The organism is Parazoarcus communis, from assembly GCF_003111665.1.
GTDB classification, from domain to species: domain Bacteria; phylum Pseudomonadota; class Gammaproteobacteria; order Burkholderiales; family Rhodocyclaceae; genus Parazoarcus; species Parazoarcus communis_B.
In genome coordinates, this window is the sequence record NZ_CP022188.1 from 2,636,548 (window position 1) to 2,662,241 (window position 25,694).

General features: G+C 63.6%; 19 protein-coding genes. 9 read left to right on the forward strand and 10 right to left on the reverse strand.

All coding sequences use genetic code 11. The annotated features are described in order from the left end of the window. Positions 1–135: 135 nt before the first annotated feature. The 5 genes from CEW87_RS12110 to dnaE all read left to right on the forward strand — a co-directional run bounded on the left by CEW87_RS12110 (position 136) and on the right by dnaE (position 9,849). Positions 136–2,433, forward strand: coding sequence for an NADP-dependent malic enzyme (locus CEW87_RS12110; RefSeq protein ID WP_108973327.1), 2,298 nt, complete (start codon positions 136–138; stop codon positions 2,431–2,433). Then, on the forward strand, positions 2,426–3,601 hold the full coding sequence (locus CEW87_RS12115; RefSeq protein WP_234421522.1) for a phospholipase A: 1,176 nt from the start codon (positions 2,426–2,428) through the stop codon (positions 3,599–3,601). The genes CEW87_RS12110 and CEW87_RS12115 overlap by 8 nt, the downstream gene beginning before the upstream one ends. A 49-nt stretch (positions 3,602–3,650) precedes the next feature. After that, on the forward strand, positions 3,651–4,625 hold the full coding sequence (locus CEW87_RS12120) for a quinone oxidoreductase family protein (protein WP_108973329.1): 975 nt from the start codon (positions 3,651–3,653) through the stop codon (positions 4,623–4,625). Positions 4,626–4,786: 161 nt separating this feature from the next. After that, positions 4,787–6,262, forward strand: coding sequence for a mechanosensitive ion channel (locus CEW87_RS12125; protein ID WP_108973331.1), 1,476 nt, complete (start codon positions 4,787–4,789; stop codon positions 6,260–6,262). 92 nt (positions 6,263–6,354) lie between these two features. After that, positions 6,355–9,849: a DNA polymerase III subunit alpha gene (gene dnaE / locus CEW87_RS12130; RefSeq protein ID WP_108973332.1), complete on the forward strand. Its 3,495-nt coding sequence runs from the start codon at positions 6,355–6,357 to the stop codon at positions 9,847–9,849. 25 nt (positions 9,850–9,874) lie between these two features. Here the strand turns inward: dnaE and hemF are convergent, their stop codons facing one another. From hemF to CEW87_RS12180, 10 genes are all read right to left on the reverse strand, one after another. After that, positions 9,875–10,783 carry an oxygen-dependent coproporphyrinogen oxidase gene (gene hemF, locus CEW87_RS12135; RefSeq protein ID WP_108973334.1) on the reverse strand — a complete coding sequence of 303 codons (909 nt, stop codon included), beginning with the start codon at positions 10,781–10,783 and terminating at the stop codon, positions 9,875–9,877. 6 nt (positions 10,784–10,789) lie between these two features. After that, positions 10,790–11,122, reverse strand: coding sequence for a YegP family protein (locus CEW87_RS12140; RefSeq protein ID WP_108973336.1), 333 nt, complete (start codon positions 11,120–11,122; stop codon positions 10,790–10,792). Between the two features lie 121 nt (positions 11,123–11,243). Continuing rightward, positions 11,244–12,521: a phosphoribosylamine--glycine ligase gene (purD, locus tag CEW87_RS12145; RefSeq protein ID WP_108973338.1), complete on the reverse strand. Its 1,278-nt coding sequence runs from the start codon at positions 12,519–12,521 to the stop codon at positions 11,244–11,246. Between the two features lie 22 nt (positions 12,522–12,543). Beyond that, positions 12,544–14,127: a bifunctional phosphoribosylaminoimidazolecarboxamide formyltransferase/IMP cyclohydrolase gene (gene purH / locus CEW87_RS12150; RefSeq protein ID WP_108973339.1), complete on the reverse strand. Its 1,584-nt coding sequence runs from the start codon at positions 14,125–14,127 to the stop codon at positions 12,544–12,546. A gap of 90 nt (positions 14,128–14,217) precedes the next feature. Continuing rightward, on the reverse strand, positions 14,218–14,454 hold the full coding sequence (locus CEW87_RS12155) for a helix-turn-helix domain-containing protein (protein WP_108950997.1): 237 nt from the start codon (positions 14,452–14,454) through the stop codon (positions 14,218–14,220). Further along, entirely contained in the window at positions 14,451–15,473 is a 1,023-nt protein-coding gene (gene dusB, locus CEW87_RS12160) for a tRNA dihydrouridine synthase DusB (protein WP_108973341.1), read from the reverse strand. Before dusB ends, CEW87_RS12155 begins: the two co-directional genes overlap by 4 nt. Positions 15,474–15,589: 116 nt before the next feature. Next, positions 15,590–16,735: an FAD-dependent monooxygenase gene (locus CEW87_RS12165; protein WP_108973343.1), complete on the reverse strand. Its 1,146-nt coding sequence runs from the start codon at positions 16,733–16,735 to the stop codon at positions 15,590–15,592. Next, entirely contained in the window at positions 16,722–18,074 is a 1,353-nt protein-coding gene (gene pepP, locus CEW87_RS12170) for a Xaa-Pro aminopeptidase (RefSeq protein ID WP_108973345.1), read from the reverse strand. Before pepP ends, CEW87_RS12165 begins: the two co-directional genes overlap by 14 nt. A gap of 68 nt (positions 18,075–18,142) precedes the next feature. After that, positions 18,143–18,841 carry an N-acetylmuramate alpha-1-phosphate uridylyltransferase MurU gene (gene murU, locus CEW87_RS12175; RefSeq protein ID WP_108973347.1) on the reverse strand — a complete coding sequence of 233 codons (699 nt, stop codon included), beginning with the start codon at positions 18,839–18,841 and terminating at the stop codon, positions 18,143–18,145. An 8-nt stretch (positions 18,842–18,849) separates the two neighbouring features. After that, positions 18,850–19,869 (reverse strand): aminoglycoside phosphotransferase family protein, encoded by a 1,020-nt coding sequence (locus tag CEW87_RS12180; RefSeq protein ID WP_108973349.1) that lies wholly within the window; start codon positions 19,867–19,869, stop codon positions 18,850–18,852. Positions 19,870–19,992: 123 nt separating this feature from the next. Between CEW87_RS12180 and CEW87_RS12185 the strand changes: the two genes are divergently transcribed. The 4 genes from CEW87_RS12185 to rsmA are packed head-to-tail and all read left to right on the forward strand — an operon-like array spanning position 19,993 to position 25,659. Continuing rightward, positions 19,993–22,515 (forward strand): LPS-assembly protein LptD, encoded by a 2,523-nt coding sequence (locus tag CEW87_RS12185; RefSeq protein WP_234421524.1) that lies wholly within the window; start codon positions 19,993–19,995, stop codon positions 22,513–22,515. 29 nt (positions 22,516–22,544) lie between these two features. Further along, complete coding sequence (locus CEW87_RS12190; protein WP_108973351.1) at positions 22,545–23,861, forward strand: peptidylprolyl isomerase; 1,317 nt, start codon at positions 22,545–22,547, stop codon at positions 23,859–23,861. Beyond that, on the forward strand, positions 23,858–24,859 hold the full coding sequence (gene pdxA, locus CEW87_RS12195) for a 4-hydroxythreonine-4-phosphate dehydrogenase PdxA (RefSeq protein WP_234421525.1): 1,002 nt from the start codon (positions 23,858–23,860) through the stop codon (positions 24,857–24,859). Before CEW87_RS12190 ends, pdxA begins: the two co-directional genes overlap by 4 nt. Beyond that, the gene (gene rsmA, locus CEW87_RS12200) at positions 24,856–25,659 is read left to right on the forward strand and encodes a 16S rRNA (adenine(1518)-N(6)/adenine(1519)-N(6))-dimethyltransferase RsmA (RefSeq protein ID WP_108973353.1); all 804 of its coding nucleotides are present in this window, start codon (positions 24,856–24,858) and stop codon (positions 25,657–25,659) included. Before pdxA ends, rsmA begins: the two co-directional genes overlap by 4 nt. Positions 25,660–25,694: the final 35 nt, after the last annotated feature.

Consider the following 25,694-nt stretch of genomic DNA (forward strand, 5'->3'; position numbering starts at 1 on the left):
TCCGTGGCAAGGCAGCTCGTGCCAGAGCAAAAAGAAAACGCTGCGGATGATCGCAATTGGCAGGACAAGGGCAAGCGCCTATTGTCCTGTCCGGATGTTCACACGAACACCATACTGTACCGAGAGGGAGAACTCATGGATCAGGATTTCATCGCAGCGGCTCTGGACTATCACCGTGCGCCGACACGCGGCAAGATTTCGGTCGTGCCCACCAAGGGCCTGACCAACCAGCGCGATCTCGCGCTTGCCTATTCGCCCGGTGTGGCAGCCGCCTGCGATGCCATCGTCGCAGACCCCGCACAGGCACGTGAACTCACCAGCCGTGGCAACCTGGTAGCCGTGGTCACCAACGGCACAGCAGTGCTCGGTCTGGGCAATATCGGCCCGCTGGCGTCGAAGCCGGTCATGGAAGGCAAGGGCTGCCTGTTCAAGAAATTTGCCAATATCGACGTGTTCGATATCGAGCTCAACGAGAATGACCCCGACAAGCTGATCGACATCATCGCCTCGCTTGAGCCGACGCTGGGTGGTATCAACCTCGAGGACATCAAGGCGCCGGAGTGCTTCTACATCGAGAAGAAGCTGCGCGAGCGCATGAAGATTCCGGTCTTCCACGATGACCAGCACGGTACCGCAATCATCTCGTCGGCGGGCCTGATCAACGGTCTCAAGGTCGTCGGCAAGGACATCGCCACCGTGAAGCTGGTGTGTTCCGGCGCCGGCGCGGCCGCCATTGCCTGCCTGGACCTCATGGTCAGCCTTGGTCTGAAGCGTGAGAACGTCTACGTTTGCGACTCCAAGGGCGTGATCTATCAGGGCCGTGACGAGAAGATGGAGCCGACCAAGGCCCGTTATGCTCAGGTCACCGATGCGCGCACCCTGGGTGATGCCATCGTTGGTGCCGACGTCTTCCTCGGCCTGTCCACCGCGGGCGTGCTCAAGCCCGAGATGGTCGCCAATATGGCTGACCAGCCGCTGATCTTCGCGCTGGCGAACCCGAATCCGGAAATCCTGCCCGCTGATGCGAAGGCGGTGCGCCCGGACTGCATCGTGGCGACCGGGCGTTCGGACTTCCCGAACCAGGTCAACAACGTGCTGTGCTTCCCCTTCATCTTCCGCGGCGCGCTCGACGTGGGCGCCAGCACGATCAATGAGGAGATGAAGCTTGCCTGCGTGAAGGCGATCGCCGAACTGGCCCAGGCCGAGCAGAGCGACATCGTGGCTTCGGCCTATGGCGGCGCGGAGCTGACCTTCGGTCCCGACTACATCATTCCCAAGCCTTTCGATCCGCGCCTGATCGTGAAGATCGCGCCCGCAGTGGCCCAGGCTGCGATGGATTCCGGTGTTGCGAGCCATCCGATCGAGGACATGCAGGCGTATGCGGCTACGCTGAGCGACTTCGTGTACACGACCGGCATCGTCATGAAGCCGGTGTTCTCCGCAGCCAAGCGCGTGCCGATGGAGCAGAAACGCGTGCTCTACGCCGAGGGTGAGGACGAACGTGTTCTGCATGCCGCGCGCGTGGCCATCGACGAGGGCCTGGCGCGTCCGATCCTGATCGGTCGTCCCAGCGTGATCGAGATGCGGATCAAGAAGATCGGTCTCAACCTCGTGCCCGAGCGCGACTTCGATATCGTCAATCCGGAATCCGATCCGCGCTATCGTGAGCTGTGCAACGACTACTACCGCATGATGGCCCGTGACGGCGTGACGCCGGATCTGGCCAAGGCCAAGATGCGTCGCGACACGACCCTGATCGGCGTGATGCTGCTGCGTCGTGGCGATGCGGATGCGCTGGTGTGCGGCACGTTCGGGACCTATGACTATCACCTGCGCCAGGTGCAGGACGTCATCGGCCTCAAGCCGGGCGCCAAGCAGTTTGCGGCGATGAACCTGCTGCTGCTGCCCAAGCGCATGCTTGCGGTGACCGACACCTACGTCAACGAGAACCCGAATGCGGATGAAGTGGCCGAGATCGCGCTTATGGCGGCTGCCGAGTTGCGCAGTTTCGGTATCGAGCCGCGCGTGGCCCTGTTGTCGCACTCCAATTTCGGCAGCTCAAGCTCGGCGTCGGCGCGAAAGATGCGTGCAGCCAGTGAGATCCTGCGTACCACGGCACCCGAACTCGAATGCGATGGCGAGATGCACGGCGATGCGGCACTGTCGCCCGAGATCCGCGCCAAGCTGCATCCGGATTCGGCTCTGACGGCAGATGCCAACCTGCTGGTGATGCCCAACCTCGATGCAGCCAACATCTCCTTCAACCTGATGAAGATGGCGAATGGCGACGGCGTGTCTGTTGGTCCGATTCTGCTGGGTGCTGCACAGCCTGTGCATATCCTGACGCCGTCGGCCACGGTTCGTCGCCTGGTCAACATCACCGCGCTGGCAGTGGTCGATGCCGCCGAACTGAGGCGCTCCAAGGGTGGCTGAGTCCGGTCTGGTGGCCCGCCTCGTGCGGGCCAGCCTGCTTCCCCTTGCGCTGGCCGCGGTTGCGCCGGCGCAGGCGGGGGGCTGGTTGCTTGCGTCGCCCGAGCCCCGAGTGGTGCCCGGGCAGTCGTTTGAACTGATTGTCATCGGTGCGCCGGTGGATGGCATGTGGCCGGAGCGTCTGCCGGCTCAGGTCGAGCTGCCGGACGGCGGGCCGCGTATTGCGGTCGAACTCGTGCGGGCGAGCTCTCTCGGGGAAACGCAGCGGCGCTACATTGGCCAATGGCCTGGCGAAGTGGTCGGCATGGCAACGCTTTCCCTGCTCGAGTCGCCTTCTGCACGGCTGATTTTCGATTCCGGGGCCGCGTTGCGGTCGCCTGCGGCGTCCGCGCAGGCGGGCAACGTCGCCAACGCAGGGTCGGTGACCCAGCAGAAGCGTTCGGATGAGCCCGTAGCCCCTGCCGCGCTGAGTTTTCACGAGCCGATGTATTTCGTCGTCGGTGGCACGGATCCGAAGTCGGCGCGCTACCAGATCAGCTTCCGCTACCGTCTGTTCGACGATCAGGGCGTCGTGGCCGAGAGCTTTCCGCTGGTGCGCGGTCTGTATTTCGGCTTTACGCAGACCTCGTTGTGGGACCTGTCATCAGAGTCCAAGCCGTTTCGCGATACCAGTTTCCGGCCTTCGCTGTTCTATCAGTGGAAGCTGTCCGATCCCAGCGAGGGGAATTCGGTCGCACTGGCTGCCGGTTACGAGCACGAGTCCAACGGGCGCGATGAAGAGGATTCGCGCAGTATCGACACCCTGTTTGCGCGTATCGATGCTCGTTACTACTTCCCGAACGGTCGCACCTATCTGGGCGTTGAGCCCAAGGTCTGGGGTTATATCGACAAGGACGACAATCCCGATATCACCGACTATCGGGGTTACGCCCAGCTCGGTTTGCGGCTGGGAAGCGACGACGGCCTGATGCTCGCCGCATTATTGCGCAAGGGCAAGGCGGGCGTGGGTAGCACGCAGCTCGATCTGTCCTATCCGCTGCGCCAGAGCGTGTTTTCGGGGGTCGGTGCTTTCGCACATCTGCAGTATTTCAACGGGTACGGCGAGACGCTGCTCGATTACAACGTGGGCCGTGGTCCTCAGTTTAGAATCGGGGTTTCGATCGTAAGATAAGGCGTCATCCGGCGGTTTCCGCAGCGGGTGCGCCCGCCAGGAGACCGCCATGCCGCACGCCATCCGCTTTCATCAGACTGGTAAGCCCGACGTCCTTCAATGGGAGTCGTTCGACCCCGCCGCGCCTGCTGCCGGTGAGGCACGCGTGCGCCACCACGCCGTCGGCCTGAACTACATCGATACCTATCACCGCAGTGGCCTGTATCCGGTCCCCTTGCCTTCGGGCATCGGTCTCGAGGGGGCTGGCGTGGTCGAAGCGCTCGGTGACGGGGTCGATGGACTCAAGGTGGGTGACCGCGTCGCGTATGCGGGCGGCCCGCTCGGTGCCTATGCCGAAGTACGTAACATCCCCGCAGACCGTCTGGTCTCCCTTCCCGAGTCGATTTCGTTCGAGCAGGGCGCGGCAATGATGTTGCAGGGCCTGACCGCCCAGTATTTGCTGCGCCGCACGTATCGCGTGCAGCCGGGTGACACCATCCTCATCCACGCCGCTGCGGGCGGGGTGGGACTGATGGTGTGCCAGTGGGCGAAGGCGCTCGGGGCGACGGTGATCGGTACGGTCGGTTCGGACGAAAAGGCCGAGATCGCACGCGCCCACGGTTGCGATCATCCGATTGTCTATACCCGCGAACGCTTTGCCGAACAGGTCCGCTCCATCACCGGTGGGCGCGGTGTGCCGGTGGTCTACGACTCGATCGGTGCGGATACCTTCATGGATTCACTGGCCTGCCTGCGGCCCATGGGCATGATGGTGCTGTTCGGCGCAGCATCCGGCCCGGTCCCACCTTTCGATTGCGGCCTGCTGGCGAAGATGGGGTCGCTGTTCCTGACCCGTCCGACACTGTTTACCTACACCGCGGAGCGGGACGATCTGGTCGCAATGGCGGCTGATCTGTTCGATGTCGTGAGTGCTGGAAAGCTGAAGATCGAGATCAACCAGCGTTATCCGCTGAGCGAAGCTGCCCGCGCGCATACCGATCTTGAGGCGCGCCTGACGACGGGTTCCAGCATTCTGTTGCCCTGACCGGTCTGCGGTGGCTCGGGTCGTTTGGTGAGTTTATGTTTGTTGCAAAGTTGTTGGGTCTGGCATATGTTCCCTGTATGACGCGGTGCAGCATTTGCGTGATGAAACAAGCGTCACGTGTGCTACCGCTCATCTCATGACGACCAGGGAGATCGACAACAATGGAACAGAACACGCTGATTGCGAGCTTGCAATCGACCTTGGGCGGCAGCCTGCCGGGCATACTCGGTGCGCTTGCCATCCTGGCGCTGGGCTGGTTTGCCGCAGTCCTTGTTCGCGCGGGCAGTCGCCGCATATTGCGGGTCGCGGGCATCAACCAGAAGCTTCAGAGTGGCACCGGGCAGGCGTTCGACCTTGAGTCGATGCTCAGCCTCGGCTTGTTCGGACTGGTATTGCTGATTACCGTCGTCGCGGTACTCAATATTCTCGATCTGGAGAGCCTGTCGTCTCCGTTTGCCGCCTTGCTGGCCCAGATCACCACCTACCTGCCACATCTGCTGGCGGGTGCCATCCTTTCGGTGCTTGCCTGGGTGCTCGCGACCGTCCTTCGGGCGCTCACGAGCAAGATGCTGGCAACAACCACGCTGGATGAACGCCTCGCAACTGAGGCCGGCATGGAGCCGATGAGCGCCAACATGGGCAATGTCGCGTTCTGGCTGGTGATCCTGCTGTTCCTGCCGGCCATTCTCGGTGCCTTTCAGCTCCAGGGCCTGCTTGAGCCGGTGCAGGGCATGGTCGATCGCGCCTTGTCGATGGTGCCCGACATCTTTGCCGCGCTGGTCATCGGATTCGTAGGCTGGCTGGTGGCCAGGGTCTTGCGCGGGCTGGTCAGCAATCTCCTTGCGGCTGCGGGCGCCGACAAGCTCGGCACATGCATCGGACTGGATGAGACCGTGAAACTGTCGCGCCTTGCCGGCGTGCTGGTGTTCATCCTGGTCTTCGTGCCGAGCCTGATCGCAGCACTCGACGCCTTGAAGATCGAGGCCGTGTCCGCCCCGGCGATCAGCATGCTCGACCAGTTCTTTGGTGCCGTGCCCAATATCCTGGCTGCGGCGGTGATTCTGGGCGTGACCTGGTTCGTTGCCCGCTTCGCGTCGGGTCTGGTTGCGCGACTGCTCGCAGGCGTCGGGTTCGACCTGCTGCCGGCGAAGCTGGGCCTTGGGCACGCGATTGGCGAAGGGCGCACCGCATCGGCGCTGGTGGGGCGCCTGGTGCTGTTCTTTGCGATGCTGTTTGCTGTGGTGGAAGCGGCAAATCGCCTGGGGTTCGGTCAGATCAGCGAACTGGTGACGATGTTTGTTCAGTTTGGTGGCGACATCCTGCTCGGCGCGGTGATCCTCGTTGCCGGTTTCTGGCTCGCCAACCTCGCTGCCGAGGCCATCAGCCGGGCCAGTGGCGAGCATACAAGCGGCCTGGCTCGCATTGCCCGCATTGCCATTCTCGGACTGGTGATCGCAATGGGCTTGCGTGCGATGGGCATCGCCGACGATATCGTCAATCTGGCTTTCGGCCTGGGTTTTGGCGCGGTCGCAGTGGCGGTGGCCCTGTCCTTCGGACTGGGTGGTCGCGAAGCGGCCGGTCGCCAGATGGAGTACTGGCTGGCCAAGTTGCGCAAGGACGAACCCGGCAAGGACTGAAGCTGGACTTGGGTCCGGTGGCGGCATGACGGCACCGGACTTTTTCTTCCCGAGTACGGGGGGGATGGCGTCGCTCGGGTAAAATTGCGCCCATGAGTTCCGCACATTCCCCCCGTTTCGTTCATCTTCGTCTTCACACCGAATATTCGATCACGGACGGCATCGTCCAGATCGATCAGGCCATTTCGACCGCAGCGGCTGACGGCATGCCTGCGCTTGGCATCTCCGATCTCGCCAACCTGTTCGGGATGGTCAAGTTTTACAAGGGTAGCCGCGGCAAGGGCATCAAGCCGATCATTGGCGCGGATGTCTGGATCGAGAACGAGGTCGAGCGCGACAAGCCGTATCGCGTACTGTTGATCTGCAAGAATCGCAATGGTTATGGGCAGTTGTCCGAACTGCTGACGCGCGCCTACCTGGAGAACAAGCACCGCGGGCGGGCAGAACTGCGCCGCGCGTGGTTTGAGGACGGCGCCGCGAGCGATCTGCTCTGTCTTTCCGGCGCCATGATGGGCGATATCGGCCAGAACCTGGTCAACGGCAATCCCGAGATTGCAGAACTGCTGGCGGCCGACTGGAAGCGGCTATTTCCCGGCGGTTTCTATATCGAACTGCAGCGCGCCGGGCATCCTGGCACCGAAGCCTATATCCGCCAGGCGCTGGTGCTGGCGAACAAGCTCGGTCTGCCGGTGGTGGCGACGCATCCGGTACAGTTCCTCACCCGCGAGGATTTCAAGGCACACGAGGCGCGCGTATGTATCGCGCAGGGCTACGTGTTGGCTGACAAGCGTCGTCCGCGTGACTTTACCGAAGAGCAGTACCTCAAGAGCCAGGACGAGATGTGCGAACTGTTCGCAGATCTCCCCGAGGCACTTGAGAACGCGGTCGAGATCGCGCGCCGCTGCTCGCTGACGGTGCAACTGGGCAAGAACTTCCTGCCGCAGTTCCCGACGCCAGAAGGCATGACGCTGGACGACTTCCTGGTGCAGGAGGCCAAGGACGGGCTGGAACGCCGGCTCGCCCAGTTGTACCCGAGCCCGGAGGAGCGCGAGCGTCAGCGCCAGCGCTACGAGGATCGGCTGAAGTTCGAAACCGACACCATCATCCAGATGGGCTTTCCCGGTTACTTCCTGATCGTTGCCGACTTCATCCGCTGGGGCAAGGCGAACGGCGTGCCAGTGGGGCCGGGGCGAGGTTCCGGTGCCGGTTCGCTGGTGGCCTATTCGCTTGATATTACCGACATCGATCCGCTTGAGTACGCACTGCTGTTCGAGCGCTTCCTCAACCCGGAGCGGGTGTCGATGCCCGACTTCGATATCGACTTCTGCCAGGACAACCGCTATCGCGTGATCGAGTATGTGCGCGAGCGCTATGGCAAGGATGCGGTCAGCCAGATCGCCACCTTCGGCACGATGGCCTCGAAGGCCGTGGTGCGCGACGTGGGGCGCGTGCTGGATCTGCCCTATGGCCTGTGTGACAGGCTGTCCAAGCTGGTGCCGGTTGAAGGCGCGAAGCCGGTTTCACTGACCCGTGCCTACGAGATGGAGCCGCAGATCGGCGACATGATGAAGGACGGCAACGACGGCGAATCAGTGCAGGAGTTGTGGAGCCTGGCGCTGCCGCTCGAGGGCCTGTCGCGTAACGTGGGCATGCACGCCGGCGGCGTGCTGATCGCGCCGGGCAAGCTGACCGATTTCTGTCCGCTCTACATCGCCGATGGTGATGATGCGACCCCGGTGTCGCAGTTCGACAAGGACGACGTAGAAGCCGTAGGCCTGGTGAAGTTCGACTTTCTCGGTCTGCGCAACCTGACGATTATCGAACTTGCGCTGCAGTACGTGGAGCGCGAGACCGGCAAGCGCCCCGACCTGATGAGCCTCGGCTTCAAGGACCCCGCGGCCTACCAGATCCTGAAGGACGCCAATACCACGGCGATCTTCCAGGTCGAATCGGACGGCATGAAGAAGCTGCTCAAGAAGCTCGCGCCCGACCGTTTCGAAGACATCATCGCCGTGCTGGCGCTCTATCGCCCCGGCCCGCTCGGTTCGGGCATGGTGGATGACTTCATCCTGCGAAAGAAAGGCCAGCAGGAGATCGACTACTTCCACCCCGACCTCAAAGCCTGCCTGGAGCCGACCTACGGCGTGATCGTGTACCAGGAACAGGTGATGCAGATCAGCCAGATCATCGGCGGCTACACCCTGGGCGGGGCGGACATGCTGCGCCGGGCGATGGGCAAGAAGAAAGCCGAGGAGATGGCCAAGCACCGCGCCACCATTGCCGACGGTGCGAAGCAGAAGGGCTACGATCCGGCGCTGGCTGAGCAACTGTTCGACCTGATGACCAAGTTCGCGGAGTACGGCTTCAACAAGTCGCACACCGCGGCCTATGCGGTGGTCACCTACCACACGGCATGGTTGAAGGCCCACTACTGCGCGGCCTTCATGGCGGCGACGATGTCGTCCGACCTCGACAACACCGACACGGTGAAGATCTTCTACGAAGACACCGTTGCCAACAAGATCGAGGTGCTGCCGCCCGACGTCAACGCATCCGATTACCGCTTCGTGCCGGTCGATCGCAAGGTGATCCGCTATGGTCTGGGCGCGGTCAAGGGCGTTGGCGAGCCGGCGGTGCGCGCGATCATCGCGGCACGCGAGAAAGGCGCGCCTTTCCGTGACCTGTTTGATTTCTGCGAGCGTGTCGACCGTCGTCTGGCCAACCGCCGGGTGATCGAGGCCCTGATTCGCTCAGGGGCGATGGATACGCTGGAGGGCCACAAGGGGCTCGATCGCGCGCAACTGATGGCGACCGTGTCGCTGGCGATGGAGGCCGCCGAGCAGGTGGCTGCCAATGCGATGCAGGGCGGCCTGTTCGACATGATGCCGGAGGCGGCAGGGGCAGGTGTCGAGTTCGTCAAGGTGCGGCCGTGGACCGAGCGCGAGCGCCTCAAGGAAGAGAAGACCGCGATCGGCTTCTTCCTCTCCGGTCACCCCTTCAATGCCTTCAAGGGCGAAGTGCGCCGCTTCGTGCGCCGTACGCTGGCCCAGATCGAGCCGTCGCGTGACCTGACCATGATGGCCGGTGTGGTGATGGAGGTGCGGACGAAGGTGGGCAACCGCGGCAAGATGGCCTTCGTGCTGCTCGACGACGGCACGCAACCGCGCGAGGTGGCGGTCTATTCCGAAGTGCTCGATGCCAACCGCGGCAAGATCGTCACCGACGAGGTGCTGGTGATCGAGGGCAAGGTCAGCAATGACGAGTTCTCGGGCGGTTTCCGCATCATCGCCGACAAGCTGCTGACACTGGGTGAGGCGCGCAGCCGATTCGCGCGTGCGCTGCAACTGAAGCTCAACGGTGAAGTGGGCGAGAGTGGCGGCGCGGCGGCAACGGCCGACCGTCTGCAGACCTTGCTGACGCCGTTCCGCGATGGTGGCTGCCCGGTCAAGGTGCGTTATCGCAACGCCGTGGCGGAGGCGGAACTGCCTTTTGGCGATGGCTGGCGCGTGCGACTGGAGGAAAGTCTGCTCGAGAGCCTGCGCGAGTGGCTGCCGCCCGAGGCGGTAGAAGTGGTGTATCCGAACTGATGAGGGTGAGCGCCCTGCGGGGTGCTTACACCCAGTCTTTGGGCTGCAGGAAGACGTCGTAGAGACGGGCCTCCGGCGAACCGGCTTCGGGGTGCCAGTCGTAGCGCCATTTGACGATGGGCGGCATCGACATCAGGATGGATTCGGTGCGTCCGCCCGATTGCAGGCCGAACAGGGTGCCGCGGTCGAAAACCAGATTGAATTCGACGTAGCGACCGCGACGATATGCCTGGAAGTCGCGTTCGCGCTCGCCATATGGCGCGTCGCGATGACGTTCGATGATGGGCAGATAGGCGTCGACAAAGGCGTCGCCAACCGATCGCGTCAGGCCGAATGCGGTGTCGAAATCGGTCTTGCCGTCAGCGCCGAGATCGTCGAAGAAGAGTCCGCCGACGCCGCGCGGTTCGTTGCGATGCTTGAGGAAGAAATAGCGGTCGCACCAATCCTTCAGACGCGCATGCTCGGCTTCGCCGCCAAAGGGCAGGACTGCCGCTTTGCAGGTCGCGTGAAAGTGGCGGACGTCATCCTCGTAGCCATAATAAGGCGTCAGGTCCATGCCGCCGCCAAACCACCACACCGGTTCCTTGCCTTCGGCCAGGGCGATGAAGCAGCGCACGTTCATGTGCACCGTGGGGCAGTAGGGGTTGCGCGGATGCAGGACCAGCGACACGCCCATTGCCTCGAAGCGCCTGCCGGCCAGTTCCGGCCGGTGAGCGGTGGCCGAGGCGGGCATGCCGTCGCCCATGACATGCGAAAAATTGACCCCGCCGCGCTCGAAGAAGTTGCCTTCCTCGATGACACGGCTCAGACCGCCACCGCCGCCCGGTCGCTCCCATCCATCTGCCTTGAACGCCTGCCCGTCGAACTGTTCGAGGCGGGTGACGATCCGGGTTTGAAGATCGGTGAAGTAGGGCTTGACGGTGCTCGGGGTCATTGATTCTCAGCTTTGATCGTCTACGGCCGCAGCAGCGGCGCCGGTCTTCATTGCAGCGATGGCGGCCTCACAGGCGGCTGCGTCTGCAAACATCGGGCTGGTGCCGATGACCTGGCCGTTGGTGGCGGTCAGGTTGAAGTAGGGACGTCCGTCGGACGCGGTCTTCTGTGCATAGCGCTTGTCTTCGGTCGAATTCTTGCGGACCGATTCGACGCCATTGGTACAGCTTGCCTTGGCGTTGTAGCCCTCGCTGCGAACCAGGGTCTTGCCGTTTTCGCCAACGAGCTTGAAAAAGAACTCGCCGCCGGCGGACTTGGTGATCTCGAACTTAAGGGTCATCGGTTTCTCCTTCCTGCGCTTGATGGGGATGTCGCGGTCAGCTGTATCCAGACCGCACCTTCACAAGCATAACCCGTGTAAAGATCATACCGCCGTGGCATATGTCCTTGTTTGACCCGATTCAACCTTTGCGCGCAACTGCGCGATAGCCGATATCGCGGCGGTACTGGCAGCCATCGAACTGAATCGTTGCTGCGAGATCGTATGCCGCCTTCTGCGCCGCCTTCACGTTGTCTCCGAGCGCGGTCACACACAGCACTCTGCCGCCGGAGGTGACGACTTCACCGTCGCGTTCGGCGGTGCCGGCGTGAAAGACGTGTGTGCTGTCCTCGCCAGCGGGTGTCAGGCCGGTGATCGGGTCGCCCTTGCGCGGACTGTCAGGGTAGCCCGCAGCGGCAAGCACCACGCCGAGCGCGACCCGACGGTCCCATTCGGCCTCGATCTGATCGAGTTTGCCGGCAATGGCTGCTTCGATGAGATCGGCAAGATCCGTCTTGAGGCGCATCATGATCGGCTGGGTTTCGGGGTCGCCCATGCGGCAGTTGAACTCGACCACCCGTGGCTTGCCTTCGCCATCGATCATCAGACCAGCATAGAGGAAGCCGGTGTAGGGCAGGCCGTCGGCGGTCATGCCGGCCAGCGTCGGCAGGATGACTTCGCGCATGACGCGGGCGTGGACGTCAGGCGTCACCACCGGGGCGGGCGAGTACGCGCCCATGCCGCCCGTGTTGGGGCCCTGATCACCGTCGAGCAGACGCTTGTGGTCCTGGCTGGTGGCCAGAGGCAGTGCGTTCTTGCCGTCAGCCAGCACGATGAAGCTGGCTTCCTCGCCCTGCATGAACTCTTCGATGACGACACGTGCGCCGGCGTCGCCCATCTTGTTGTCGAGCAGCATCATGTCGATGGCAGCGTGGGCTTCCTCCGCTGTCATCGCCACCACCACGCCCTTGCCTGCGGCAAGGCCGTCGGCCTTGATCACGATCGGTGCGCCTTCGGCGTCGATGTAGGCATGGGCTTCGGCGGCGTCTGAGAAGGTCTGATACTTCGCGGTCGGAATGCCGTGGCGCAGCAGGAAGCGCTTGGCGAAGTCCTTCGAACTCTCGAGCTGGGCGGCATTCTTCGTCGGCCCGAAGATCGGCAGGCCGGCGGCGCGGAAGGCGTCGACCACGCCGGCTGCAAGCGGTGCCTCGGGGCCGACCACGGTGAAGCCGACCTGCTCGCTGCGGGCAAGCGCCACGAGGTCGGCGACTTCGGTTGCTGCCACGTTCTGCAGCTTGGGCTCGCGCGCGGTGCCCGGGTTGCCGGGGGCGACCAGAACGCGCGTGACCTTGGGCGACTGTGCGAGTTTCCAGGCCAGCGCGTGTTCGCGTCCGCCCGAGCCGATGACGAGGACTTTCATGTGCTGCTCCGGGTGTGAGCGATCAGTGACGGAAGTGGCGGAAGCCGGTGAGCACCATCGCGATGTTCTGCTCGTCGGCAGCGGCGATCACCTCGGCGTCACGCATCGAGCCACCGGGCTGAATCACCGCAGTGGCGCCAGCCTGCGCAAGGACGTCGAGACCGTCGCGGAAGGGGAAGAAGGCATCCGATGCCACCACGCAACCGGCGATCTGCAGGCCTGCGTTCTCCGCCTTGATCTTGGCAATACGGGCAGAATCCACGCGGCTCATCTGGCCGGCGCCAACGCCGATGGTCATGCCGTCACGGCAATAGACGATGGCGTTCGACTTGACGTACTTGGCGACGCGCCAGGCAAACAGCATGTCGCGCATCTCGGTCTCGGTCGGCGCACGCTTGGTCACCACCTTGAGGTCGGCGATCTGGATGCGGGCTTCGTCCGCACTCTGCACCAGCAGGCCACCGCCCACGCGCTTGTAGTCGAAGGCGCCGGCAGGCTTGCCCAGCGGGCAGGTGAGCACGCGCACGTTCTGTTTGGCACGCAGCAGTTCGAGGGCTTCAGCCGTGTAGGACGGGGCGATCAGCACTTCGAGGAACTGGGCGGAGACGGCTTCGGCTGCAGCACGATCGACTTCGCTGTTGAAGGCGATGATGCCGCCGAAGGCCGAGGTCGGGTCGGTGGAGAAGGCTTTCTTGTAGGCTTCGAGCGGCGTAGCGCCGATCGCCACGCCACAGGGGTTGGCGTGCTTGACGATGACGCAGGCGCCGGTGTCGAAAGCCTTGACGCATTCCCACGCTGCATCGGCGTCGGCAATGTTGTTGTAGGACAGTTCCTTGCCCTGCAGCTGTGCGTAGCTGGAGATCGAGCCCTCGGGCGCATTCGGCTCCTTGTAGAAGGCCGCGCTCTGGTGCGGGTTCTCGCCGTAGCGCAGGTTCTGGACCTTGTCGAAGGCGAGCTGGAAGCGCTCGGGGTAGGTCTGCTTCGACACGTCACCGACTTCGTTGGTGACCAGTGCGGTGAGGTGGTTGGAGATCGCGGAGTCGTAGCGTGCGGTGTGCGTAAAGGCCTTTACCGCGAGGGCGAAGCGGGTCTTGTAGCTCAGCTTGCCCGCGCCGGCCTTGAGTTCGGCCACGATGTCGGCGTAATCCGCAGGGTCGGTCACGATGCCGACGCCGCCGGCTTCAGTGCCGTGGTTCTTTGCTGCAGCGCGGACCATGGTGGGGCCGCCGATGTCGATATTCTCGATCGCATCTTCGAGCGTGCAGTCGGGGCGGGCAACGGTCTGCTGGAAGGGGTAGAGGTTCACCACGACCAGGTCGATACGGCCGATGTCGTGCTCGGCGATCGTTGCCATGTGCTCGGGCAGGTCGCGACGGGCGAGGATGCCGCCGTGCACCTTGGGGTGCAGGGTCTTGACCCGGCCATCGAGCATTTCTGGAAAGCCCGTGTGATCGGCCACATCGGTGACGTCGAGGCCGGCTTCGCGCAGCAGGCTGGCGGTGCCGCCGGTGGACAGGAGCTTGACGCCGAGTCCGGCGAGTTCGCGGGCGAATTCGAGCACGCCGCTTTTGTCGGAGACGCTGATCAGGGCTTGGGTGACGTTCATCGTGGGGCCTGGCTTGGAGAGTTGAATCGGAAATCGGTGTTGCGGCGCGGCGCCGTTACTGGGGGGGGGCCGGCAGCCGCAGCGTGTGTATCAGAGCAGGTCGTAGTCGGTCAGCTTGCGACGCAGGGTATTGCGGTTGATGCCGAGCATGTCGGCAGCCACGGTCTGGTTGCCCTTGGCCTGCTGCAGCACAAATTCGAGCATCGGGCGCTCGACGTTGCGGATCACCATGTCGTAGATCGCAGCCGGACGTTCGCCGTCGAGGTCGCGGAAGTACTGATCGAGTGTCCGGAATACGGAATCGGCAATCTCGTTGCTGCGGCTCATGCGGCAAGTTCCTGAGGCAGTTCTTCTTCGTAGCGCAGACGGGTGTCGGCTTCAGCGAGACGACCGAAAAACTCGTCTACTGCTGCAAGCTGTGCCGACACGTCCGGCAGTTGATTCATGGTGTGGCGGAAAGCCGCCGATCCGACCAGACCCTTGGTGTACCAGGAGATGTGCTTGCGCGCGATGCGCACGCCGGTCTCTTCGCCATAGAAGGCGTAGAGGTCGGCGAGGTGCTCGCGGCAGACCTGAAGAATCTCGGTGACCAGGGGGGGCGGCAGTTCTTCGCCGGTGCGCAGGAAATGCTCGATCTCGCGGAAGATCCACGGCCGGCCCTGCGCGGCACGCCCGATCATGACGCCATCGGCGCCGGTGTAGTCGAGCACGAACTTGGCTTTCTGCGGGGTGGTGATGTCGCCGTTGGCGATCACCGGGATGTTCACCAGCGACTTGACCAGTGCAATGGTGTCGTACTCCGCCTGGCCCATGTACTGGTCGGCGCGGGTGCGGCCATGAATGGCGATCGCGCGGATGCCCGACTCCTGGGCAATGCGGGCGATGGTCGGTGCGTTCTTGTTCTCGCGGTTCCAGCCGGTGCGGAACTTGAGCGTGACCGGGGTGTTCGGCACTGCATTCACGACGGCTTCGAGGATGCGGGCAACCAGGGGCTCGTCCTGCATCAGCGCGGAGCCGGCCATGACGTTGCACACCTTCTTTGCCGGGCAGCCCATGTTGATGTCGATGATCTGGGCGCCGCGGTCGGCGTTGTGGCGTGCGGCCTCGGCCATCATTGCCGGGTCGGCGCCTGCGATCTGCACCGAGATCGGGTCGACCTCGCCGTCGTGGTTGGCGCGACGCTGGGTTTTCGCGCTGCCGTACAGCAGTGAGTTCGAGGTCACCATCTCGGATACGGCAACACCGGCCCCCAGTTTCTTGCACAACTGGCGGAACGGACGGTCGGTCACACCGGCCATCGGGGCGACAAAGAGGTTGTTGCGTAAGGTGAATCCGGCGAACTGCATGGGCTGAGGCGGGCGGGAAAAGAGCGGCATTTTACCCCATGCCGGGGGCGCTGGGGGGCAGCGTGGCGCGGGTGCAACCCTTCACCCCGGCTTCCGCTGCCTTGCCGCAGCCGCGATTACGGCCAGGCGCGCGCGCCAAACATCATGCGCTTGGCAACGAAATGGCGCAGAGGCGGGCACAGATCGAGTGCGAACAGGCCCGCGCCACGGGCGTGGCGCAAGGGGGCGATGTCGTTGCTGAACAGTCGCACCAGACTGTCTGTGAAGCGGATCGTGCCGAGACGGTCGAGGCCACGGGTGCTGCCATAGGCGCCCAGTAGCGCCGCGTTACCGGGATCGCCGCCACGTTCGACCAACAGGTCGGCAAATGCGCGCACGTCGCGCAGGGCAAGGTTGAAGCCCTGGCCTGCCACCGGGTGCATGGTCTGTGCCGCGTTGCCGAGCCACACCGTGCGCTGTCCGACCGGAGTTTTGCGGTAGCGCAGCACGAGCGGGTAGCGCAGACGATCAGTGACGGCGGTCAGGCTTACGCGATGGCCGAAGATGGCCTGAAGGCGGGAAAGGTAGGTGTGGTCGTCGAGTTCGAGCAGGCTGTCGGCAGCGTCGGCGGCGACGACATGGACGACTGCGAAGCCCTGTGCGCAGGGCAGCAATGCTGCCGGTCCTGCGCTGGTGAAGCGCTCAAAGGCGGTGTTGCGGTGGCCGCCCGAGACGGCGACCTGGGAAATCAGTGCATGCTGGTGGTAGTCGTGCTCGACCATTTCATCGTCGCCAGCGTTCATGCCGCCTTCGGCGCAGGCTGCCAGTTGCACGGACAGCGTGCCGGCGTGCCGCCCTTTGAGGCTGGCGATGACGTCGTCCGCGCCAGGCGCGAGATGGCTGACTTTGGTTTCGTCGAGAACCCGAATGCCGGCTTCGTCCACCTTGCGTCGCAGCGCGCCAGCCAGCGCCCCGGCCGGCATGACGTGCCCCAGCGCGGGAATATCGTAATCCGCTGCGTGCAGCATGGCTCGACCGAAGCTGCCCTGCTGCGAGATGTGGATGGTCTTGATCGGGGTGGCCGGCAGGCCTTGCCACACGCCAAGCTGTTCGAGCGTGAGGCGGGTTCCATGCGCCAGCGCGAGGATGCGGGGGTCCTCGGTGGCTGCGTTTCTGGCCCGGGTGTCGGCCAGGATGATGTCCAGTCCGGCGTCTTTGAGAAACAGCGCCAGCGCCAGCCCGACCGGGCCGGCGCCGACGATCAGGAGGTCATGCCGCTGCATCGGCCTGGTCCCGCATCAGGGCTTCGATCTGATCGATTTCGCGCGGCACGCCATCGGTGATGTACTCGCAGCCATCTGCGGTGACGACCGCGTCGTCCTCGATGCGGATGCCGATGTTCCAGAATGCCTCGGGCACGTCGGCCGACGGGCGGATGTAGCAGCCGGGCTCGACCGTCAGCACCATGCCAGGCTCAAGTGGGCGCCACTCGCCTGCGAGCTTGTATTCGCCGGCGTCGTGCACGTCCATGCCCAGCCAGTGCCCGGTGCGATGCATGTAGAAGCGGCGGTAATCGCCCTTTTCCATGACTTCGTCGAAGCTGCCGCGGAGCAGGCCGAGGTCAACCATGCCGCGGGCGAGTACCTCGACAGCGGCTTCGTGGGCCTCGTTCCAGTGTGCGCCGGGTCGGATGGCTGCCTTTGCTGCATGCTGGGATGCCAGCACCAGTTCGTAGACATCCCGTTGCGGGCCACTGAAACGACCGTTGACCGGGAAAGTGCGGGTGATGTCGGAGGCGTAGCCGTCGAGTTCGCAGCCGGCATCGATCAGCAGCAGTTCGCCATCGCGCATTCGGCGCTCGTTCTCGACGTAATGCAGCACACAGGCGTTCGCGCCGCTGGCGACGATCGAGGTGTAGGCAGGCGCCTGGCTGCCGTTCGAGCGGAACGCATGCAGCAGTTCTGCCTCGATCTCGTATTCGAAGCGGCCCGGTTGCGTCTGCTGCATCGCGCGGCAGTGGGCTGCAGCCGAAATGCTCGCGGCGCGGCGCATCGTGTTCAGTTCGCTGGCGTCCTTGATCAGGCGCATCTCGTCGAGGTCGGCGCGCAGGTCGCGCACCGAGTGCGGTGGCGTGACGCCGGTACGGGCGTTGGCGCGCACTGCGTTGAGTGCGGTCATGATCCGCGCGTCCCACTCGTTGTCGTAGCCCAGTCCGCACCACAGCACGGCCTGGTTTGCGAGCAGGTCGGGCAAGCGCTTTTCGAGTTCGCCGATGGTCCATGCTTCGTCGAAGCCGAACAGGGCACTGGCCGCTTCCGGCCCGTGGCGGTAACCATCCCAGATTTCGCGCTCTTCGTTCTTCTCGCGGCAGAAAAGAATCTGCTTCGGCGCATCGCCCGCAATCAGTACCAGTACCGCTTCCGGCTCACGGAAGCCGCTCAGGTAGTAGAAGTAGCTGTCGTGGCGATAGGGGTAGTGCGCATCGCGGTTGCGCGTGCGTTCCGGTGCGGTGGGCAGGATGGCGATGCCGCCGCCGGCTGCATCCATTCGCGCCAGCAGACGCTCGCGACGGGCGCGGAAGGGAAGGGTGTCCAGGTGCAGGGGGTCTGTCAGTGCGTTCATGGTGAAATTATGGCACGTGTCGGCGACCCAGACTCCGACCGCCGGTTCGGGAAAAGGTGCGGCGCGATTCAGGATGGTCTTTCGGTCGGCCTGGCTGCGCGGGTAAGCAGGGCGTCGAGCGCCTCCAGGCGCTGCGGTGTGCCGACATCGATCCACCGGCCGGTATGCACAATGCCGCTGACCCGGCCTGCCTCCATCGCCAAGCGTAGCAGCGGGGCGAGCTTGGCAGGGACATCTGCGGCGAGTTCGCCGAAGAGCTGCGGATGATAGGCGCCGACGCCCGAGAAGGTGAGCCGTGGCGCCCCTTGTGCAAGCACCCGTCCGGCCTCAAGCGCGAAATCGCCATCGACGTTGTGCTCGGGGTTGGCGACCAGAACGAGGTGGGCAAGGTCGGCGCTGGCGCCCAGGCACTTGGCGGCCGTCTGCAAGGCAGTGAAATCGACGTCACAGTACACATCGCCATTGACCGCGATGAAGGCGCTGTCGCCGAGCAGTGGAAGCGCCTTGCGGATGCCGCCGGCGGTTTCGAGTGCGCTGGTCTCCGGGGACCAGGCGATGGAAACGCCCAAGGCGCTGCCATCGCCAAGTGCGGCTTCGAGCTGATGTCCGAGGTGCGCATGGTTGATGACCAGCTCGCGGATACCAGCGTCGCGCAGGCGCTCGATATGCCACACGATCAGCGGCTTTCCGCCTGCCATCAGCAGCGGCTTCGGGCAGTCGTCGGTGAGCGGTCGCATGCGCTCGCCGCGGCCGGCAGCGAGGATCATTGCCTTCATCAGAAGGTGTAACCGTACTGGACCGGAACCGGGTCGAGCTTGTCGATGACCTTGAGCAGCGGGCCCAGCGCCCGATAGCGGTCGCAGGCCTTGCGCAGGTATTCCATTACCAGCGGCATGTCCTGGAGATAGGCCTCCTTGCCGTCGCGATGGCTCAGCCGGGCAAAGATGCCGAGCACCTTCAGGTGGCGCTGGACACCCATCCATTCGTAATCGCGATGGAAATCGCCGAAATCCTCGCGTACCGGCAGGCCGAGCTGGCGCGCCGTTTCCCAGTAGCGCGCGAGAATATCCAGCGCAAAGTCCTCGTCCCAGCGAATGTAGGCGTCCTTGAGCAGGGAGACGAGGTCGTAGGTGATCGGCCCGTAGACCGCATCCTGGAAGTCGATGACGCCCGGGTTGGTGCCGTCCTCGATGTGCATCAAATTGCGGGAATGGTAGTCCCGGTGAACGAACACCCGTGGCTGTGAGAGGTTGGCCGCGATGATCTGGTCGAAGGCGGACATCAGCGTGGCCTCGTCCTTGGCGTCCAGCGTCATTTTCTTGTGGTGGCCGATATACCATTCCGGGAACAGCATCAGTTCGCGTCTGAGCAGCGTTTCGGAATATTCGGGCAGGACGTCCGGCCGGCTGGCAGCCTGGATCGCAATCAGCGAGCCGATTGCGTCTGCATACAGATGGGCCGCCTGAATCTGATCGCACCCGGGCGCCTGCAATGCAGACAGATAGGTCGTGCTGCCGAGGTCCGAGAGAAGTAGGAAGCCCTGCTGCAGGTCTTCCGCAAGGACGTCGGGGACGTGTACGCCGGCAGTACGGAACAACCCGGCGATGGCCAGCCAGGGGTGGCAGTCTTCCTGTGCCGGCGGTGCATCCATCACGATCAGGCTGGGGCTGCCGTCAGCGAAACGAATGCGAAAATAGCGCCTGAAACTGGCATCGGCCGAGGCCGGACTGAGCTCGTAGCTGCGGCCGGAAAGCTGGCCGTCGAGCCAGTGCTGGAGTTGGGCGAGTCTGGGCAAGCAGGTTCTCCGCGATCGTTCGTGTAGAATTCGCGAGTTTATCAATACGGCTGCCTGTGCGGGCAGTCGTTCACATTCTGCCGACTGGGGTTCGCTTTGCCAGACTTGGGTTTGAACACGCGGATGCGACTGATTCCGCTACTGTTGTGCTGGATGTCCGGCTCTGCCATGGCTGCCGACATGCCGGCGCTGGTGGTGTCGCCGGACCTGATTCGTAACCCGGTAACCGCACGGGGCACGAAAACCGATGCTGCGACGACTTCGAAACCGGCTGCAGCGGCAAACACTGGCGTCGAAGTGCGCGAAGTGAAGCCGCAGGCCGTGCAACGGGTTGAGCCGGCGATGCCGGCAACGCGCGAACCGGTGAAGGCAGCGGGCGCAACGGCACCTGTGGCGCCTGCCGCCAAGGCGAAGCCTGCTGCGCTTACGCCGACGCGTCCGGAGCCCGTCGTGCAGAGCACCAAGGCTGCATCGGGCGCGACGGAGGTGAGCGCGGTTCGTATCAGCGGCACCCGCGCGGTCGAACTCGTTGCCGATGGCGATGCCGAGTTGCAGCGCGGCGAGCTGTTGCTGACAGCCGACAAGCTGATCTATCGCGAGCCGACCGATGAAGCCGTGGCCGAAGGCAATGTGCGCCTGCGCCAGGGCAGGGACGAGATGTCCGGTCCGTCGGCGTCTATCGTGCTGGGTGAGCGCACCGGCTCCTTCGATGCGCCGCGCTACTCGATCGTTCGAACCCGCGAGCCGCTGGAGCAGGGTGACCCGCCGCGCGAGGTTAACGGTGGCGGGCGCGCGAGCGTCCTCTACTTTGAAGGCGAGAACCAGTACCGCGCCGAAAATGCCACCTGGTCTACCTGTAGCGTCGACGATCCGGACTGGTACATCAAGGCCGGGGACATGTCGCTGGACTACGATCGCGACCTGGGCGTGGCACGTGACAGCACCGTCGTGTTTCAGGGCGTACCGCTGTTCTGGATGCCGTGGGCGGAGTTTCCCCTGGCAGGGCAGCGGCAGTCGGGTGTGCTGCCACCGACCATCGGTTACTCGAACACCACCGGTTTCGACCTTGCCGTGCCGTACTACTGGAATATCGCGCCCAACTACGATGCGACGATCACACCGCGCTGGATGAGTCAGCGTGGACTTCAGCTTGGTGGTGAAGTCCGCTACATGGGTGAAACCTACCGCGGTGATGTGAGTGCCGAATGGTTGTCGCGCGACAACAAGACTGGCGAAGAGCGCACGCTCGGCTCGCTTCAGCACCAGCAATGGATTACACCGACACTGTATGGCTCGCTCGACCTGAACGGGGTTTCCGATGACGATTACTTCGAGGACCTGAGCTCCAACATCTCGATCGCCTCCAAAGTGAACCTGCTGCGTGAAGGGCGTCTGATCTACACCGGCAGCGAGTGGTGGAGTGCGTCCGCGCTGGTCCAGAGTTATCAGACCCTGAACCCCGATCCGGATGAAACGGTCACCACGCCGTATCGCAGATTGCCGCAGTTGCAGCTCAATGCATCGCGGCCTGATCTCCCAGGGGGGCTGAATCTTGCGTGGAACAGCGAGTTCGTCAATTTTTCACACCCGGACGAGGACAACCCCGACGCTACCCGTTTCGTGGCGTATCCACAGCTGTCGCTGCCGATCGAGCGCTCGGGCTACTACATCACGCCGAAAATCGGCGTGCATTACACCAGCTACAACATAGACCGTGATCCGACGGCAACGCTGCGGGATTCAATTACCCGCTCGATTCCCATTTTCTCGATCGACTCGGGCATGACGTTCGAGCGTGAAGCCAATTTCTTTGGTCGCGATGTCATCCAGACGCTGGAGCCGAGGCTCTACTACCTGAAGACGGCCTACCGTTATCAGGACGATATTCCGCTGTTTGACACCAGTAGCTACGACTTTGGCTTTGCGCAGATCTTTTCCGAGAACCTCTACTCCGGTAGTGACCGTATTGCCAACGCCAACCAGCTGACTGCAGCGGTGACCTCGCGATTGATCAATCCCGAAACCGGTGAGGAGTGGATGAAGTTCCTGCTTGGTCAGCGCTATTACTTCGAAGATCAGCGCGTCACGAGCAACTACTACGACGAGAGCGGAACGCTGGTTGAGAACGAAACCGCGCGTACCAGTAAACGGGCCGACGTCCTTGCCGGTTTCAGTGGCAGGATTGCGACCGACGCCACCCTCGAGTCCCTGTGGCAGTACAACCCGCGTGACGACCGTACCGAGCGCTTCAACACCACGCTGCGTTACCAGCCCGGCTTTGCCAAGACCTTGAACCTGAGCTACCGCTATACGAAGGACACCTTGCGTGACCTCGATATCTCCGGCCAGTGGCCGCTTGGCGGGCGCTGGTACGGTGTGACCCGCCTGACGCATTCGCTCAAGGAAGATCGTCTGACCGAAGCGATTGGCGGCATTGAGTACGATGGCGGCTGCTGGGTCGTGCGGGTGGCGATGCACCGCTTCGCGACTGATGCCAACGATGTGACCAAGTCAGTCTTCATTCAACTCGAACTCAACGACCTTGCCAGCATCGGCACCAGTCCGGTCAACCTGATCAAACGCAGTGTGCCGGGCTATGGCAAGATCAACGAGTCCGGCGGTAACCGTGTCTTCGGCGTCGAATGACCGTCTGCGGCCCATTTCATAGAGAAACCATGAACCGATTCCTGTCCCGTTCCCGTGCCCTGGTGGCCGTCGGCCTGTCTTGTGCTGCACTCGCATTGCCGGCCCATGCCGCTGTCAAGGCGATCGAAGTCGATCGTATCGTCGCCGTTGTCAACAATGAGGTGATTACCGCCCTGCAACTGCGTGAGCGTGTTGCGCAGGCGACGCGCCAGCTTCAGCGTCAGGGCGGTCAGTTGCCGCCTGCTGAGGTGCTCGAGCGCCAGTTGCTGGAGCGGCTCATCGTCGAGCGTGCGCAGTTGCAACTTGCGCGTGAAACCTCGCTGCGTGTCGACGACGGCATGCTTGAGCGCGCTATTGCCCGGATTGCCGAGAACAACAAGCTCTCTGCGACCGAACTGCGTGCTGCGCTTGAACGCGATGGCGTGAGCTGGAGCCGGTTTCGCAACGAGATCCGTACCGAGATCGTGCTGACTCGCTTGCGCGAGCGCGAGGTCGACAACAAGGTTGTCGTAACCGATGCGGAAATCGAGAATTTCCTGACCAACAATCCGGATGCCTTCTCCGGCATCGAATTCCAGCTCGCGCACATCCTGTTGCGCGCGCCCGAAAGTGCCAGCCCGGAGCAGATCGCCCGGCTGCGCGAGCGTGCGGAGAAGGTGATGGCGCGGCTACGTTCGGGCGAGGATTTTGCCCGCGTGGCGGCTGAAACCTCGGACGCGTCCGACGGCATCAGCGGTGGCAACATTGGCTGGCGCGAACGCGACCGCTTGCCGGCACTCTATGCGGATGCCGCTCGCGACCTGAAGCCGGGCGAGCTGTCGCCGGTGCTGCGCAGTGCCTCCGGCCTGCATATCGTCAAGCTGGTGGACAAGCGCGGCGGCGCGGCGGCTGGCCCGCAGCAACTTGAACAGACCCGTGCCCGTCATATCCTGATCAAGACTTCCGAGGTGCTTTCCGATACCGAAGCCGAGGCCCGTCTGCTCGCACTTCGTGAGCGCGTGGTCAATGGCGCGGATTTCGGTGAGCTTGCCAAGGCCAACTCTGCCGACCTGTCGGCGGCCAAGGGTGGAGATCTGGGCTGGGTGAATCCGGGCGACACCGTGCCCGAGTTCGAGCGTGCGATGAATGCCCTCAAACCCGGCGACATCAGCGCCCCGGTGCGCTCGCCCTTCGGCTGGCACCTGATCCAGGTAACGGAGCGCCGCGTGCAGGACGTGACCGAAGAGCGCAAGCTGAACGCAGCGCGTGCCATTCTGCGTGAGCGCAAGGCCGAGGCCGCGTACGAGGACTGGTTGCGTCAGCTGCGTGACAGCACGTACGTCGATTACCGCATGGAACGCGAGTGAGCATCGTGACCGGCGATTTGCCGGTGCTCGCGGTTACCAGTGGCGAGCCGGCAGGCGTCGGTCCCGAGCTTTGCGCCAGTCTGGCCGATCGTGAGTGGCCTGCCCACCTGGTTGTGCTGGGCGATGCCGAACTGATCGAAGAGCGCCTCGCCCGCATCGGCAGCGCAGTGCAGGTGCGCAGTTTTCAGCCCGGACTTGCCCCCGCGCTGGGCATGATCGACGTGTTGCATCAGCCGCTTGCCTCCCCCGCGGTGGCCGGTGAGTTGAATGCGGAGAACGCGCCCTACGTGCTTGCCCTGCTTGACCGTGCCTTGCAGGGCTGCGTGTCGGGCGAGTTTGCTGGCATGGTGACCGCGCCGGTGCACAAGGGCGTGATCTGCGATGCCGGTGTGCCCTTTACCGGCCATACCGAGTACCTCGCGGAAAAGACGTCTACGCCCCTGGTGGTGATGATGCTGGTCGGCGGCGGAATGCGGGTGGCCCTTGTCACGACCCACCTCCCGCTGTCGGCGGTGCCGGCTGCGATTACCCCGGCACTGCTCGAACAGACGCTGCGTATCGTGCATCGTGACCTTGAGAGCCGCTTCGGCCTCGAGGCTCCCCGGATTCTGGTGGCCGGCCTCAATCCGCACGCGGGCGAGGGCGGGCACATGGGACGTGAGGAGATTGAGGTGATCACACCCGTTCTCGATCGTCTGCGCGCGGAAGGCATGATGCTTGTCGGCCCGCTGCCGGCAGACACCCTGTTTGTGCCGCACACACTGGCACAGGGCGATGCGGTGCTGGCGATGTATCACGATCAGGGCCTGCCCGTGCTCAAGCACGCCAGCTTCGGCGGCGGCGTCAATGTCACTCTGGGCCTGCCAGTCATCCGGACCTCGGTTGATCATGGTACGGCACTGGATCTGGCCGCCAGCGGTCGCGCCGACCCCGGCAGCCTTTTTGCTGCGGTGGAGCTGGCGATTTCGATGGCGGCCTCAAAACGGAAATCCGCATGAGCAACGATCGCGAAACAGACGGCCATCGCGCACGCAAGCGCTTTGGTCAGAACTTCCTGTCCGACCCCAACATCATCCGTCGCATCATCGATGCCATTCGTCCGCAGCCCGGCGAGACCATGGTCGAGATCGGGCCTGGGCTGGGCGCGATGACCGCGCCCTTGCTTGACCGTATCGATCATCTGCATGTCGTCGAGATCGACCGCGATCTGATTGCCCGCCTGCGCGAGCGTTACTCGCCAGAACGCCTCAGCATCCACGAGGGCGATGCGCTGAAGTTCGATTTCGGCACGCTGGGTAATCCGCTGCGCATCGTCGGCAACCTCCCGTACAACATCTCGACCCCCATCCTGTTTCACCTCGCGGTCTTTGCGGAGCAGGTGCAGGACATGACCTTCATGTTGCAGAAGGAAGTGGTGATGCGGATGGTGGCCGAGCCGGGTACCGAGGACTATGGCCGCCTGTCGGTGATGTTGCAGTACCGGTTCCGCATGGGGCGGATGTTCGATGTGCCGCCGGGGGCATTTCGTCCGGCGCCCAAGGTGATGTCGAGCATCGTGCGCCTGGTGCCGCTGCCGGCCGAGGAACTTACCGCCAGGGATGAAGCCCTGCTGGGGGCCATCGTGACCGCGGCCTTCGGTCAGCGGCGCAAGACGCTGCGCAATACCCTGCGGGAGTTTCTCGATGAGGCAGGGTTCGCTGCGCTGGGGCTCGACCCCGGGCTGCGCGGCGAGCGCCTGTCGGTTGCCGAGTTTGTTGCTATCGCCAACTACTGCAGCAGTGCGGGCAAAAAGGCATGAAAAAGCCGGGCTTGCCCGGCTTTTGCGTGTGTGCC